General features: G+C 46.1%; 14 protein-coding genes and 1 pseudogene. 12 read left to right on the top strand and 3 right to left on the bottom strand.

Going from position 1 to position 14,219, the window contains the following annotated elements; translation table 11 throughout:
* From PN470_RS12500 to PN470_RS12540, 9 genes and pseudogenes are all read left to right on the top strand, one after another.
* Positions 1-2,359 (top strand): tetratricopeptide repeat protein (locus PN470_RS12500; protein WP_272104612.1); only part of this gene is annotated, 2,359 nt, incomplete at its 5' end.
* Positions 2,360-2,362: 3 nt separating this feature from the next.
* Entirely contained in the window at positions 2,363-2,902 is a 540-nt protein-coding gene (locus PN470_RS12505; RefSeq protein ID WP_272104613.1) for a hypothetical protein, read from the top strand.
* A gap of 7 nt (positions 2,903-2,909) precedes the next feature.
* On the top strand, positions 2,910-3,218 hold the full coding sequence (locus PN470_RS12510; protein WP_103113381.1) for a hypothetical protein: 309 nt from the start codon (positions 2,910-2,912) through the stop codon (positions 3,216-3,218).
* 143 nt (positions 3,219-3,361) lie between these two features.
* On the top strand, positions 3,362-3,640 hold the full coding sequence (locus PN470_RS12515; RefSeq protein WP_103113382.1) for a UPF0175 family protein: 279 nt from the start codon (positions 3,362-3,364) through the stop codon (positions 3,638-3,640).
* Positions 3,641-3,875: 235 nt separating this feature from the next.
* Positions 3,876-5,954, top strand: coding sequence for a glycogen debranching protein GlgX (gene glgX, locus PN470_RS12520; RefSeq protein ID WP_271938732.1), 2,079 nt, complete (start codon positions 3,876-3,878; stop codon positions 5,952-5,954).
* 115 nt (positions 5,955-6,069) lie between these two features.
* A complete protein-coding gene (locus tag PN470_RS12525; protein ID WP_271938735.1) occupies positions 6,070-6,831 on the top strand; it encodes a DUF3887 domain-containing protein in 762 nt (253 codons plus the stop codon).
* Between the two features lie 46 nt (positions 6,832-6,877).
* Positions 6,878-8,176, top strand: a complete 1,299-nt coding sequence (gene eno, locus PN470_RS12530) for a phosphopyruvate hydratase (protein WP_002736475.1) — start codon at positions 6,878-6,880, stop codon at positions 8,174-8,176.
* 461 nt (positions 8,177-8,637) lie between these two features.
* Positions 8,638-9,387 carry an SIMPL domain-containing protein gene (locus PN470_RS12535; protein WP_002754107.1) on the top strand — a complete coding sequence of 250 codons (750 nt, stop codon included), beginning with the start codon at positions 8,638-8,640 and terminating at the stop codon, positions 9,385-9,387.
* 456 nt (positions 9,388-9,843) lie between these two features.
* A pseudogene (locus PN470_RS12540) lies at positions 9,844-10,009 on the top strand (transposase); the annotation flags it as partial.
* 183 nt (positions 10,010-10,192) lie between these two features.
* Here the strand turns inward: PN470_RS12540 and PN470_RS12545 are convergent.
* The gene (locus PN470_RS12545) at positions 10,193-10,582 is read right to left on the bottom strand and encodes an AbrB family transcriptional regulator (RefSeq protein WP_002737568.1); all 390 of its coding nucleotides are present in this window, start codon (positions 10,580-10,582) and stop codon (positions 10,193-10,195) included.
* Between the two features lie 300 nt (positions 10,583-10,882).
* Here PN470_RS12545 and PN470_RS12550 point away from each other — a divergent pair, with 300 nt between their 5' ends.
* From PN470_RS12550 to cbiB, 3 genes are read left to right on the top strand one after another with little or no spacing between them, the layout of a single operon-like run.
* Positions 10,883-11,326, top strand: coding sequence for an Rrf2 family transcriptional regulator (locus PN470_RS12550; protein ID WP_002738021.1), 444 nt, complete (start codon positions 10,883-10,885; stop codon positions 11,324-11,326).
* Positions 11,274-11,747, top strand: coding sequence for a GFA family protein (locus tag PN470_RS12555; RefSeq protein WP_103113391.1), 474 nt, complete (start codon positions 11,274-11,276; stop codon positions 11,745-11,747). The genes PN470_RS12550 and PN470_RS12555 overlap by 53 nt, the downstream gene beginning before the upstream one ends.
* 2 nt (positions 11,748-11,749) lie before the next feature.
* Entirely contained in the window at positions 11,750-12,730 is a 981-nt protein-coding gene (gene cbiB, locus PN470_RS12560; protein ID WP_193978728.1) for an adenosylcobinamide-phosphate synthase CbiB, read from the top strand.
* Here cbiB and PN470_RS12565 read toward each other — a convergent pair.
* A complete protein-coding gene (locus tag PN470_RS12565) occupies positions 12,701-12,949 on the bottom strand; it encodes a hypothetical protein (RefSeq protein ID WP_238142471.1) in 249 nt (82 codons plus the stop codon). The two genes, cbiB and PN470_RS12565, sit on opposite strands and share 30 nt — an antisense overlap.
* 249 nt (positions 12,950-13,198) lie before the next feature.
* Positions 13,199-13,867, bottom strand: coding sequence for a lysophospholipid acyltransferase family protein (locus PN470_RS12570; protein WP_103113387.1), 669 nt, complete (start codon positions 13,865-13,867; stop codon positions 13,199-13,201).
* Positions 13,868-14,219: the final 352 nt, after the last annotated feature.

Here is a 14,219-nt window from a genome sequence, read left to right on the forward strand (position 1 = left end):
GTTATATAATTTAGGCAGATTTGAAGACGCGATCGCATCCTACGATCGAGCTTTAGAAATTAAACCCGATGACCCTGATGCTTGGAACAACCGAGGGATTGCGTTATATAATTTAGGCAGATTTGAACAAGCGATCGCATCCTACGATCGAGCTTTAGAAATTAAACCCGATTTCCATGAAGCTTGGAACAACCGAGGGAATGCGTTAGCTGATTTAGGCAGATTTGAACAAGCGATCGCATCCTTTGATCGAGCTTTAGAAATTAAACCCGATTTCCATGAAGCTTGGAACAACCGAGGGAATGCGTTAGCTGATTTAGGCAGATTTGAACAAGCGATCGCATCCTACGATCGAGCTTTAGAAATTAAACCCGATTTCCATGAAGCTTGGTACAACCGAGGGATTGCGTTGCATAAATTAGGCAGATTAGAAGAAGCGATCGCCTCTTACGATCAAGCTTTAGAAATTAAACCCGATTATCATGAAGCTTGGTACAACCGATGGGTTGCGTTAGGTAATTTAGGCAGATTTGAAGAAGCGATCGCATCCTTTGATCGAGCTTTAGAAATTAAACCCGATGACCATGAAGCTTGGTACGGCCGAGGGTGGTCCGTTTGTTCTCTGAGTAAAAATCGCGTTTCTACTCCTAGTCTAGAAGCTCTCATTTATCGTAAACCGATAGTAGCCCTTAATGACCGAGAACCCCATATTTTCGCCCTCCGGGAGGCACTTCCCCACCTCATTCAAGGATCGCCTCCGTGGGGGCAAATTTATCGCTATCTAGGGGAAGCTTATCTGGAACATTCCCAGTATAAAGAGAAAGCTAGTCCCTATTGGCGCGAAGCAATCCGACATTATCAAATCGCTTTACCGATTCTCAGCGAAAAAGACTTCCCCGAAGATCATTTAAAAATTCTGCAAGGATTGATCCGCGCTCATCTTTCCCTACAGGAAATCCCTGAAGCGCGATTCTATCAACAACAGGGGCGCCACCTTTTCACCCGACTACGCGCCCAGAAACGGGATAAACCGGCTTTTGAGGCAAAATTCAGCAGTTTTAGTCACCTAGAAATCGATTTACTGATCGAGGAAAATCATCCCCTAGACGCAATTGAACAGGCAGAATTTTATAAAAATCGTTGTTTGACTTGGATTCTCGATAGTTGGCAAGAAAACCCCACCAGTCCCGATTATGCCACCATCCAAAGCCTGACAGGTCTGAATAAGGCGATTATTTACTGGTATCTCAGCGAGGACAATCTCACCACCTTTATTATCACCGCAGAGGCTGATCCCGTCATTGTCGAGCCAGAACAACGCCGTCAACCAGCGCGACAGTTTCGGACTTGGTTAAGTGAATGGGATAAACAATACCTTGACTATGCCAGTAAAAAAGAAACGGAGAATAAACAAAATCACCCCTGGAGATTGTCACTTAACAGCCGTTTTGCCCAATTAAAGCGGATTTTACAGATCGATAAAATTCTCGAACCTTTGCCGGTTTCCGTTGATTCCCTGATTCTCATCCCCCACCGGGATCTGCACCGCTTCCCCCTACATACCCTCTTCCCCGAAAAATACACCGCCACCTATCTCCCCTCTGCTCAGGTCGGTTTGCGTCCCCAGTCCGGCGATTTCTCCTATTCTCCCCTCCTCAGCGTCGAAGACCCCAAAACGGAACAAAAACCCATGGATTTCGCCCAACTGGAATCAGCGATTATTAGCCATATCCTGCAACCGAGCCAGAGAATCAGCCCGGAAAAGGCCTCACGCGAAAACGTCCGCAACGCCCTCGAAAATGCCCATAAAACCTTTCATTTCACCGGTCATGGCTATTATGACTCTTTTCGCCCCCAAGCCTCTGCGATCGCCCTTAGCGATGGTTTATTGACCGTCCGGGATATCAACAAGCTCAACCTCTCTAGTTACCGTCTCGTCTGTCTGGCTGCCTGTGAAACCGCTCTCACCGGTAAGGATGGCATTACCACCGAATACGTCGGCCTCGTCAGTGCTTTCTTGGCAGCCGGTGCGACTAATGTGGTCAGTACCCTCTGGCCGGTGAAGGAGATTTCTAGCGCTTGGTTTATGATTAACTTTTATCAAAGATTATTAGCGGGTGAATCCCCGGCCCTAGCTCTGAAAAATACACAAAATTGGTTAAAAAATATCACTTGGCAGCAACTAGCTAACTGGATCGAGCAACTTGGACAACTTCCCGACCTAAGGGAAGGGGTCGATCGACTGGAGGTGAGGGCGGCGAATATTTTAAAGGAAGGCAGTACAATAGGGCTAGATCAACTAACAGAATATAGTGATCCTTACCATTGGGCAGCCTATACCCTGACTGGACAGGACTAACTTATGGAAATTCCCAAAACAATTATCGATCTTGAAGCGCTGCTAATCGCCCTCGCACAGCAGACTGAACCTTTGCCAGAATATCTACAGCGATCGCTCAAAGAAATTGAACGATTATTAACGGAAGAACAACCCCAGGCAGCAACACAATTGCGGCAACTTGTCAAGGATTTTCCCCCCCTAGAAAAAGCTTATAAAAAAGCGATCGAAGAGTTAGACGCAGCCTATGCTAACCAAGAACGCACCAAAAGTTTAAGCGTCATTTTTCCCGATAGTTTAGATTTCGAGTCCCTATTTATTAATGATGTTATTCCTAGCCAAGATTGGGTAAAAACTGCCCAAAAATTAGCCCGATCCCCCCTTGATCACGAGGGTGCTGATTCCCCTCGATTTTGGGATAAAGCCGATCGCCTGATGGTGGTAACGGTGGGAGGTGCAGCTTTAGGGGGATCGATTGCGGGAGTTTACGGTGCGGTTATTGGTGCGATATTAGCGGCCGGCTGCGGATGGTATATTACCTTTAGGAAAGCAAAATCAGCATAAATTTTTGATGAAGATTGTTAACATTGAAAACTTTCTTTTGTTAATCGGAACCTTGGTTATTACCGCAAGCGTGGCACTGGTTACAAAAAAACAGCCAAGACGGGGAAACAATAAATCTTATCTAGAAATTCTTTTTGTTTCTGGGTTAACTTTGTGGACTGCATTTACCCTAGTTAAGGTCGTCTATAAAGTGTTAACCGATGAAAATTTTCAGAAATGCCTTGGTTCGGATAGTCAAATCCCTCTTTTGCTAGGTGCTGTTCTCGGTATCTATATTTCTATTAAAGAGATTTGTAAATTATTTGAAGCGAAGTAATAGGAATACCAGCTTTATCCATATCTAAAAGTTATACTAAATCCTGTTGAGAAGGTGTAGAATAGGCGTTGGGTTTCATGCTTTAACTCAACCTAAGTTCTATAAACATTATCAGTAAACCCCAAAAAAAAGGAAGCTAAATCATGAAAATTACTATCGATATTCCCGATGAATTGCTTCAACATTACAACTACAATAATCTTACCCGTGAAATTTTAGAGGCTTTGGTGGTGCAGGCCTACCGAGCGGAAAAAATCACCAGTTCTGAGGTCGGAAGTATTTTAGGTCTATCTTCTCGTTGGGTGGTGGATGCTTTTTTGAAAAACCACGATGCCGATTTACATTACGATGAAGTCGATCTAGACAGCGATCGCAAAACCCTTCAGCAACTTCGCAACAAACACGATCATAGTCTTTTATGATAGTCGTTTCAATTAAATTGAAGATAGATTTCGCCTTTGATATCCCCTTAATAAGGGGGGCGCTGATACCCCCTTGATCCTAGGGTTGATTCATGAATCAACCCTACTACCCTTAATAAGGGGGCGCTGATGGTTTTTAACACCTACCTACTTAGGGTCTGCTGAATAATGGTACGCCAATTCAACAACGCCGAATAATCTTATACTACTCCTAATCACTTCTTATCTCTTGACAATGACCTTAGAAACCGATCACGGTAAAAGCCATCCCGTCGGTGCGACTGTCTTGGCCGATGGTGTCAACTTCTCACTATTTTCTAAGTATGCCACTGCGATCGAATTATTATTATTTGATGATGCCAATTCCCCGCAACCTAGTCAAATTATTCGTCTCAATCCCCAAGAAAATCGCACTTTTTTCTATTGGCATATTTTCGTTCACGGGATTGGAGCCAGTCAAGTGTATGCTTATCGAGTCTATGGTCCAGATAATGCAGCCCAGGGTCATCGCTTCGATCCTGATAAAGTAGTTCTCGATCCCTATGCGAAAGCGATTGTCGGTGCAGAAATTTATGATCGACAAGCGGCCAGCGAAAAAGGCGATAATTGTCATCGAGCTTTGCGGGGTCTGGTGGTCGATCCGGGCTGCTATGATTGGGAAGATGACAAACCGTTACGCACTCCCTACTCTGCCAGTTTTATCTACGAAATGCACGTCGGTGGCTTTACTCGTAACCCGAATTCCGGCGTTAGCGAGGAAAAAAGAGGTACTTTTGCGGGATTAATCGAAAAAATACCCTATTTGAAAAACCTAGGCATTACTGCCGTGGAATTGTTGCCGATTCATTACTTTGATCCCGCTTCGGCCATGCCGGGGTTAACTAACTATTGGGGTTATAGCACGATCGGCTTTTTTGCGCCCCATGCCGGTTACAGTAGCGATCGCTCACCCCTGGGTCCTTTGAATGAATTTCGAGATCTGGTGAAAGCTTTACACAAAGCGGGGATCGAAGTGATTCTCGATGTGGTTTTCAATCATACCGCCGAGGGGGACGAAACCGGGCCGACTCTTTCCTTGAAAGGTATCGATAATCGCACCTACTATATCCTCGATGCGGTAGATAAAAGCCTCTATAGCAACTATACCGGCTGTGGTAACACCCTCAAGGGCAGTCATCCGATTGTTGGCAAAATGATTCTCGATTGTTTGCGCTATTGGGTGTCAGAAATGCACGTCGATGGTTTTCGCTTTGACCTAGCGGCCGTATTATCGCGCAATGTGGACGGGGAACCGATCCTGCAAAAAGGTTATAACATGATCTGGGCGATCGAATCGGATCCGGTCTTAGCTGGGACAAAATTAATCGCCGAAGCTTGGGATGCGGCAGGATTGTATAGTGTCGGTCAATTTGTCGAATTTGCCGATTGGTTTTCCGAGTGGAATGGTCCTTTTCGCGATGATGTGCGCGCTTTTGTCCGGGGAGATACCGGCATAGTCAGCAAATTAGCGGCGCGGATTTTAGGAAGCCCCGACATATACCACAGACCTGACAACAATGTCAAGAGAAGTATAAATTTTGTTACCTGTCACGACGGCTTTACCCTTAACGATCTAGTGTCCTACGACGAGAAACACAACGAGGCTAACGGCGAGGAGAATCGGGACGGTTGCAACGATAATTTTAGCTGGAATTGTGGGATAGAAGGGGAAACCAATAACGAGGCGATTAAAACCCTGCGACTGCAACAAATAAAAAATCTCTTAACGATCCTGTTCATTTCTCAAGGAACACCTATGCTGTTGATGGGGGACGAAGTGCGACGCACCCAAAAGGGCAATAATAACGCCTATTGTCAGGATAACCAGTTAAGTTGGTTCGATTGGAGTGCGGTAGAGCAAGAGTTCGATCTTTGGTGTTTCGTAAGGAGACTGATCGATTTTAATAAAAAATTAGCTCTTTTCCGTCAAGAAAAATTGCTAGAAGTCACCTATACCAGTCTTGAACCCCATCTCAGTTGGCATGGTGTACAGTTGAGTAAACCCGATTGGTCGGAAGATTCCCGCAGTTTAGCTTTTTCCCTGCGTCATCCTAAGGCAAACGAGTATTTACACATTATGCTCAACGCTTACTGGGAATCTCTCAACTTCCAGTTACCACCCTTGGGACAAGGGGAAAAATGGCATCGCGTCATTGATACTGCTGGGCAATTGTCCGAGGCAGCCTGTGATTTAGATGCCGCCGCCGCTATTGAATCGGAAAATTATCGGGTGCAAGCGCGTTCGGCGGTAGTTTTAATCGTTAAATCAGTATAACAAGAGGAGAGATATTGCCCGATCGAGCGATCTTGAATGCTTTAACTAATGAACAATGGCATCAATTCAATCGTCAAGTGGAAAAACGTTATTTATTTGCGGAGCAATAGCTGAAATGATGCGGCTTTCATTAGCGAAACGGGTATCGATTCTCTCTTTGTGTTTAATTGGTTTTTCCCTGCCTTGGACTCCGTTCAGCGCTTCACCAGTACAGGCGAACCTAGAACCGACTGCGATCGCTCTTGGTGATCCCGTTCGGGAAGAAAAGCAAGCTCGGCAGATAGTGGAATGGTTGGGAACTAAACAATACGACAAGGTGATCGCAGCTTTGTCACCCCAACTAAAACCCCTCTGGACTGCCGAAAAACTGCAAAAGGTCTGGGAAAGTCAAGTAACTGACCATACTGGACCGTTTAAGCGCATTGTCAAAAGCAGGCTACTCGATGCTATCAATGCCAATCTGGTGATTGTCACCGTTGAATTTGAGAAAGTTACCGACGATGTGATAGTTACCTTTAACCAGTCAGGTCAGGTAATTGCCGCCGATTTTCCCGAATTTCGTAGTATTTCTGAGATTGGCGATGCTTTTGTCAAGGCTTTGGTCAATAAAGACTACGGCCTGGCCCGAGGTTTTTTACACCCTTTCCTGAAAGCTGAGGTTTTCCCCAGCAGAGTGCAAGGCGCTTGGGAAAATTTACTTAAGCTTACCGGCCCCGTGCGTCGGGTTGTGGGAACTCAGGTCAGAAAAGGTTCGGATACGGACGGCGTGGATTTGGTTTTGGTGACGATTCAATTTGAAAAACTGACGGATACTTTAATCCTCGTTTTTGATGATCAAAAGCAGATTGTCAACGTGGATTTCCCTTTAGGCAATTAGTAATCAGCCGAAATTACCGCGTAAATTGAGTTGGAGACGATAAGTTATGTTAGATAAAATCGAAGTTCCCATCGAAGCGATCGCAGCTAGGGAGATTCTAGATTCCCGCGGCCGTCCCACGATCGAAGCGGAAGTGCTGTTAGAATCGGGGGCGCTCGGTTTGGCCCAGGTTCCCAGTGGTGCTTCTACGGGCAGTTTTGAAGCCCACGAATTGCGCGATGATGATCCCCAGCGTTACGGTGGTAAGGGAGTCCTGAAAGCGGTTCGCAATGTCCACGAAAAAATTGTCCCGGTTTTGGAGGGGATGAATGCTTTCGACCAAGCTAGTATCGATTTAGCTATGATCCATCGCGATGGCACAGCCAATAAACGAGAATTAGGGGCTAATGCTATCCTAGCCGTCTCTCTAGCTACGGCCAAAGCGGCGGCGGCGGATCTGGGATTGCCTCTCTATCGTTATCTCGGTGGCCCGATGGCCAATGTGCTACCCGTCCCGATGATGAACGTGATCAATGGTGGTTCTCACGCCGATAATAACGTCGATTTTCAGGAGTTTATGATCTTCCCCATCGGGGCCGATTCTTTTAAGGAAGGTTTGCGTTGGGGAGCGGAAGTATTCGCCGCTTTGGGTAAGGCCTTGCACGAACGCAAATTACTGACCGGTGTGGGCGATGAGGGCGGTTATGCTCCTAATTTGGCTTCAAATCAGGAAGCTTTGGATATTTTGATCGAATCGATCGAACGTGCTGGTTATAAACCGGGGTCGGAGGTGGCTTTAGCTATGGATGTGGCCGCCAGTGAATTCTATAAGGATGGTCAATACATCTACGATGGTTCGGCCCATTCTCCCGCCGAAATGGTGGATTTTTTGGCTAGTTTAGTCGATCGCTATCCGATTATTTCTATTGAAGACGGTTTACACGAGGAAGATTGGGATAACTGGAAATTATTGACCGATAAACTGGGGGCGCGGATTCAGTTGGTGGGCGATGATTTGATGGTGACTAATCCCATCCGTCTGCAAAAAGCGATCGATCTGGGTATTGCTAACTCGATCCTGATTAAACTCAATCAGATCGGTTCTTTGACGGAAACCCTACAAACGATCGCCCTGGCCACCCGTCACGGTTATCGTTCTGTAATTAGTCATCGCTCTGGAGAAACGGAAGACACCACGATCGCAGATCTAGCGGTGGCCACTAATGCCGGACAGATTAAAACCGGTTCTCTCAGTCGCAGTGAACGGGTGGCTAAGTATAATCGCTTATTACGCATCGAAGAGGAATTGGGCGATCGGGCGGTGTACGCGCCGAAAGTCGGTTTAGGTCCAAAATTCTTGGCCTAAAATTTGCAAAAAGTCTTGCAGTGATCGAAAAAGGGTGTTATAGTAAAGGTACTGATAACTGATAACTGGTCACTGACTATTGTGGTACTTCGCTGAAACCTTTTTCGGCGAAGTATTTATTTGTGGCCTTTTTTTGCACAAAGTTATGATTTTTGGATCAAAGGTGTTATACTAAAGGTACTGATAACTGATAACTGGTCACTGACTATTGTGGTACTTCGCTGAAACCTTTTTCGGCGAAGTATTTATTTAACCACAGTTCGGGTTAAACAGAGGGGGATAAAGCCCATTCCATGGTCAAGCTGAACTTATCGGGCGTTGTCGCCGTCAGCGCTAGGGAGTTTTTGGGGAAGGGAAAGCATCCCGTCAGATTGCGACCTCCATTGATTTTTGTAAATAATAATTTCAAGGCACTCGCTACTAGCATAGGATAGAAACGTCGGATTTCTAGGATGGGGATGATGAAAGACAGTTCTATATTTCGACGTTTCCCACAGGTGTTCGCGGGTTTATCGGTGCTATCGATCGCTCTCGTCTTGAGTTCGTGGATAGCGGCACGCTCGTTCTTGGCGGTGAAACGGGCGAGCGATGTTTTTGTCGTCACTGGTTCGGCCAAAAGGGCGATTACATCCGATTATCTTCTCTGGCGTTTATCGGTTTCCAGTCAACAACCTACCGCCCAAGATGCCTACCGCGATCTGATCCGGCAAACCCAGCGGATACGAGCTTATCTCAAAGAAAAACAAGTTCCCGAAGACGCAATCACCACCAACGCGATCGAGACGATGGCGATTCCCGAAGTAACAGTTAACGGCCAGGAAACCGGGCAAATTCTTGCCTATCGTCTCACCCAACGCTTCGAGATCCGGGCGAGCGATGTGGCCCGTTACACGGAACTTTCTAGGCAGGTAACGGAATTGATTGAGGAGGGAATTAACCTCGTCTCTGAACCTCCCCAATATCTTTACACCCAACTGGATAAGCTGCGGGTGGAAATGGTGGCGGCGGCGACCAAAGATGCGAGAGCGAGGGCTGAGGCGATCGCTAGTAGTACCGGCAGTCGGGTGGGAAGGGTGCGCGATGCGAAAACGGGAGTTTTTCAGATCACCTCGCGCAATTCCACTGACGTGAGCGATTCGGGAATTTACGACACTTCCTCGATCGACAAAGATATTACCGCAGTGGTTTCGGTGACGTTCGGGATCGAGTGAATTATAGCCTTTACCTAGGGTTTGCGGCAAAAAGTTTTTCGTGGGGGCAGGGTGTGGGGTGTGGGGTGTGGGGTGTAGGGTTTTACCGATTTTCAGGTGGTCAACTACCTAATTTTCAGGGAAAAAGTCCAGGGATTTTCCCCCCGATCACTCCAAGTGCTGGCACTTTTTGAGGGGAAAAAAGTCTAAAAGTCTTACCCAACAAGGTTTTTAGATTTATTCAGCAAACCCTACCTAGGGGTGCATCTGATTTTTGTCAATCTACCCAGTGGGGATTTTTCCAAGGAAACTATCTTCTAAAATTCGCGCTTAATGGCGATTTTTTCCTCAATCCCGCCGCAGATTAGCTTTTGCAGTGGGATGCTTAGATGCGGTTGTTCATACATTCGTACTAATTTAAGGATGACTGATCATTGTTGATTGTCGTTATTTCTGCACATCTGAGATGCTCTCAGAAAGTCCGGACAAGCTAAGAAAAGATTTTAGTTTCAATCTGGTCATGACAAAACTACCTGAAACTTCAGGAACTGTCCTTGCTATTATCTTTTTGGTTGTCAATCTTTCCCAACTGCTTCGGCAGTTTTTTTGGGCTTTTTTTGTCTTTCTGGCTTTTTTTGCGAACAAATGAACTAAGATAGTCCTTCTCTTTAATAAAAATTATGTTTAAAGTTGTTTTGCCCAAGTAAAACTTATCAATTGGGCGACAAATCAGTGGCATTCAATAGCATGATTTCTGGAGCGAATTTTTCAGCAGCCCCTATCTCATAGCAAGGAGAGAGTGAAACGGCTCTCTCCTTAATTATGGCTATTCGTCGTCGTCGCTGGCACCAACTTGCTTGAGATGAATATGTTTTCTCCCCAAAGTAATTTCAAATTCATCTCCCGGTTTGAGTCCCATTTTTTTGGTGTAGGCCGAACCGATCAGGAGATTATTATTTGATTGGACACTGATCCGGTAGCTGGCCGAGCGCCCACCTCGTCCATGACCATTGGCACTGCTATCTAAGTCAATTCCCTCAGCATCGATTAAAGCATTGAGAAATTTCATCATATTAACGCGTTCAATACCATTTTTTGTCATGGTATAGTAGCCGCATTCCCGGGCTTTTTCCTCTTTGCTGAGGTTGCCTAGCTGTTTAACTTTCTCAATTAGTTCGAGGCCAGTCAGGGGTTCTGGATTAGTAGTTGTGTTCATTTAAGTTTGCAGTAGATAAGTAAAGGTTAGGGTCATCAAGGCTAGTCGAGGAGAATTGCTCCCCCTGACCAGAAACAATCGGGTTACGATTGATCTCTACACTTATCTTACACGGTATAAACTAAAAATTGTCACTTGCTTGGGGAAATTGATTGTAATTGATTAGACTCTATCTCTCGATCAAAATCTTAACAGAATTTATCAATGTTGATCGAGATGCCGGGGTAAGGGAGGTTAGCCTTTCTGTCATCAATGAGAGCAGGGGCTAGGATAGAGATAAAGAGGTAAAAATGAGGGATAATGAAGCTAACAACTAGGGGTCACTATAGTGTTAAAGCCTTGCTGGATCTTAGTTTACAACCGAGGGGAACTCCCGTATCGGTAAAATCGATCGCCCTGCGTCAAGATATCCCGGCTGCTTATCTAGAGAAATTGCTGATAGAAATGCGACGAGCGGGGTTAGTTCGTTCCTTTCGGGGATCGCAAGGGGGTTATCAATTGGCCAGGCCGGCAAATCGGATCTCGTTGGGGCAAATTTTGGAGGCAGTGGGAGAGACGATCGAGCCATTATCAGGCTATCATCCCAGGGACGAACAGGCAGAAGATTGGGTGACATTTACTATCTGGAAACACCTCCACGAGAAATTAAAAGAGGCCCTGGGGAAGATTACCTTAGCCGATTTATACTACGATGCGCGTAGCTGGATCGCCGCTAGGGGAGAGGAAACCAGCTTTATTGTTTAGTAGTTTAGAAGTTATGACAGCAACAAAACAAGCAAAGATTTATGGGGGAGGTTGTCACTGTGGAGCGATCCGTTTTCAAGTGGCGATCGAGCATGATCAAGCTCTAGACTGTAATTGTTCGATTTGTCAGAAAAAAGGCTTTCTGCATCTGATTGTTCCTTCAGCACAATTTACCCTCCTAAGCGGTGAAGATTTCCTAAGTACCTATACATTTAATACCCACACAGCCCAACATTATTTTTGTCGTGTTTGTGGTATTCATCCTTTCTATCGTCCCCGCTCCCATCCTGACGCTATAGATATAAACCTGCGCTGTTTGGATGGCAATGTCTTGGAAGATTTTCAGATCCAGTTCTTTGATGGGGCTAACTGGGAAGACAATATTGAGAAAATTCGGGCTATCGATGGGAAAAGGGAGTAATTGTGAAGGGAACGGCAACGGCGATCATTTTAGTATTAGGGGCAGTTTTAGATTATCTGGTGGGCGATCCTTGGGGATGGATTCATCCGGTGCAGGTGATGGGGGCGATTATTGCCGTGGCCACAAAAGTTATTCTTAATTGGACGCAGGAAAAAATTTGCCAACGTTTAGGGGGCATAATTCTGGGACTGGGTTTAATTATCTTGGCCGGGGTCTTAACTTGGCTAGGAATCCAATGGTTAGGTCAGGTCAATTTGCTGCTGAGTTGCCTAGTACAAATGATTCTCTTGGCCAGTTGTTTAGCCGGTAGAAGTTTACGCAGGGCTGCCGAAACCGTCATCGCACCTTTACAAGCGGAAAATATCACCTTAGCTCGTTGCCAACTAAGTTTATACGTTGGTCGCGACACAGATAATCTCGGCCAGGAAGAAATCCTTCGCGCCCTATTAGAAACCGTCAGTGAAAATGGTGTGGATGGAGTTACCGCGCCGCTTTTTTATGCCCTTCTCGGTGCCTTTCTGGGGGTGGGACCAGTACCCCTCGCTTGCGCTTATAAAGCCGCTAGTACCCTCGATTCGATGATTGGCTATCGTCGGCCACCCTACACCCATATTGGTTGGTTTAGTGCCAAAAGCGAGGACGTTTTGACATGGCTACCCTGTCGTTTAACGGTCTTAACTCTCGCCCTAATTTCGGGCCGGCCGGGGCGGGTTTTAAGCATTTGTTGGCGCGATGCCCGTCGGGATCCTAGTCCTAATTCTGGTTGGAGTGAATGCGTCTATGGGGCGATTTTGGGGGTGCAATTGGGGGGAAAAAATCAATATCGAGGCCAGATTGTGGAAAAACCTTTATTGGGCGATAACCTCAACCCGATTACCGTCAAAACCGTCGAACAGGCTTTGAATTTAACTCGTACTTGTGTATTACTTTGGCTGGCGATCGCTATCAGCTGCTTAGTTGCTAGAGATTTTGCTCAATTTTAGCGACCACAGGCGACGGCGTTGACGGGATTGACGCTGCCAGTAACGGATAATCAGGGAGAAGGTCAAGAATAGGGATTGCAGTATCTGTATCTGTCCGCAGATGCGTTGATAGTTTTGTCGGAGATAATAGGTTTTCGCCCCGGCGATGACAATATATTCCGGGGCGGGGTAAAAAATGTGGTGTAAACGTCGTTCCACCCGGTTTAAAATTTTGGTCACTCGCCCTAAAATTCGCCGCAATTGCCACAATTTCCAGACTAGAAAGCAATTAAATAAAGTTAAGCCTAGATTGAAGCCGAGGACAAAAAAGAACATGATCGAGGCGATGGTCGAGTTATGCCAATTTTAGCCTAGATTCCCGACTTGAAAGTGTCGGGGAAAGAAATCTAAGACTAAATCCGTTGAGTAACGCACAGAAAACGGGTTTCTCCGAGAAACCCGTTTTCTACTCATGCAAAAGGCAAAGATTTAGCGTCCGAGAGCGTGTAATCCGTTAATAATTTCGGCACAGCGCTCGGTAACTGCCTGTAAAGCTTCTCTTTTGCTAGAAATCGGTGGCGGCAGCACTTCGCCGATGCGAATAGTTAAGGGGATACTATGGGGAAAAGAAGAACCTTTTGGAAAAATCTTTTCTGTCCCCCACAAACTGACGGGTAGCAGGGGAACTCCCGCTTTAGCGGCAATCATCGCCGCGCCTAGTTTTGGTTGATGGATCAATCCGTCCTCGGTGCGGGTTCCCTCCAGAAACACTCCCACTGCCCAGCCCGCTGCTAATGCTCCCATCGCCGCCCGAATGGCTCCGCGATCACCACTGCTGCGTTTGACGGGATAGGCCCCGTAAAGAGCGATCGCCTGTTTTAAAATCGGGATGGTAAATAATTCTTCTTTAGCCATATAAGCTACGGGACGACGCACGGCACAGGATAATAGGGGTGGATCGAAGTAACTGGCGTGATTGCAGACGATAATCAGAGGATGACGACGGGGGACATTTTCCACTCCGTAAACGCGACCGCGAAAATAGCCGTGTAGGGTTGGGCTAACGATCGACCATTTAAAGAGATGATATAAAACTAAACTGGCAAAGGGTTCTCGCTCTTGAGGCTGGTTCATGACTGACAATTGTTCCCTAGACATGGAAAAGCCCTTGGGAGTCTTGCCGTGTTTCGACCCCAAGGACTTTGCTTTCTTCTCACTCCTCACACAATTAAAATATATAGCAATTTATAGGTTAGGGAAAGGTTAAGCGTGCCGCTTTCTTAACTGGCATAATTACCTACCTAGGGTTGAGAGCGGCAAAAGGATTAGCAAGATGTGTCATTGATTTTGCCTGGGTACTGAAAAAAGGGGTGGTGATTCGGTAGTAGTGATGGCGGCTTAATCCTTTGCTTTGCTGTGCATTGTAGTCATGGATAAAATACCAAAGGGTTCCCCAAGGTGATTCTCCATTTTTTTAGAGAAAGATAGACTCTCTCTCACCAGCCGAGAA

Origin of the sequence: Microcystis sp. CS-574, from assembly GCF_028329095.1 — a bacterium.
GTDB lineage: Bacteria > Cyanobacteriota > Cyanobacteriia > Cyanobacteriales > Microcystaceae > Microcystis > Microcystis ichthyoblabe_A.

What these genes read in the sequence shown, in the direction of transcription:
- PN470_RS12505 (WP_272104613.1), top strand. Translation starts at nt 2,363, where the DNA reads ATGGAAATTCCCAAAACAATTATCGATCTTGAAGCGCTGCTAATCGCC.
- PN470_RS12510 (WP_103113381.1), top strand. Translation starts at nt 2,910, where the DNA reads ATGAAGATTGTTAACATTGAAAACTTTCTTTTGTTAATCGGAACCTTG.
- PN470_RS12515 (WP_103113382.1), top strand. Translation starts at nt 3,362, where the DNA reads ATGAAAATTACTATCGATATTCCCGATGAATTGCTTCAACATTACAAC.
- glgX (WP_271938732.1), top strand. Translation starts at nt 3,876, where the DNA reads ATGACCTTAGAAACCGATCACGGTAAAAGCCATCCCGTCGGTGCGACT.
- PN470_RS12525 (WP_271938735.1), top strand. Translation starts at nt 6,070, where the DNA reads ATGATGCGGCTTTCATTAGCGAAACGGGTATCGATTCTCTCTTTGTGT.
- eno (WP_002736475.1), top strand. Translation starts at nt 6,878, where the DNA reads ATGTTAGATAAAATCGAAGTTCCCATCGAAGCGATCGCAGCTAGGGAG.
- PN470_RS12535 (WP_002754107.1), top strand. Translation starts at nt 8,638, where the DNA reads ATGAAAGACAGTTCTATATTTCGACGTTTCCCACAGGTGTTCGCGGGT.
- PN470_RS12545 (WP_002737568.1), bottom strand. Translation starts at nt 10,582, where the DNA reads ATGAACACAACTACTAATCCAGAACCCCTGACTGGCCTCGAACTAATT.
- PN470_RS12550 (WP_002738021.1), top strand. Translation starts at nt 10,883, where the DNA reads ATGAAGCTAACAACTAGGGGTCACTATAGTGTTAAAGCCTTGCTGGAT.
- PN470_RS12555 (WP_103113391.1), top strand. Translation starts at nt 11,274, where the DNA reads ATGCGCGTAGCTGGATCGCCGCTAGGGGAGAGGAAACCAGCTTTATTG.
- PN470_RS12570 (WP_103113387.1), bottom strand. Translation starts at nt 13,867, where the DNA reads ATGTCTAGGGAACAATTGTCAGTCATGAACCAGCCTCAAGAGCGAGAA.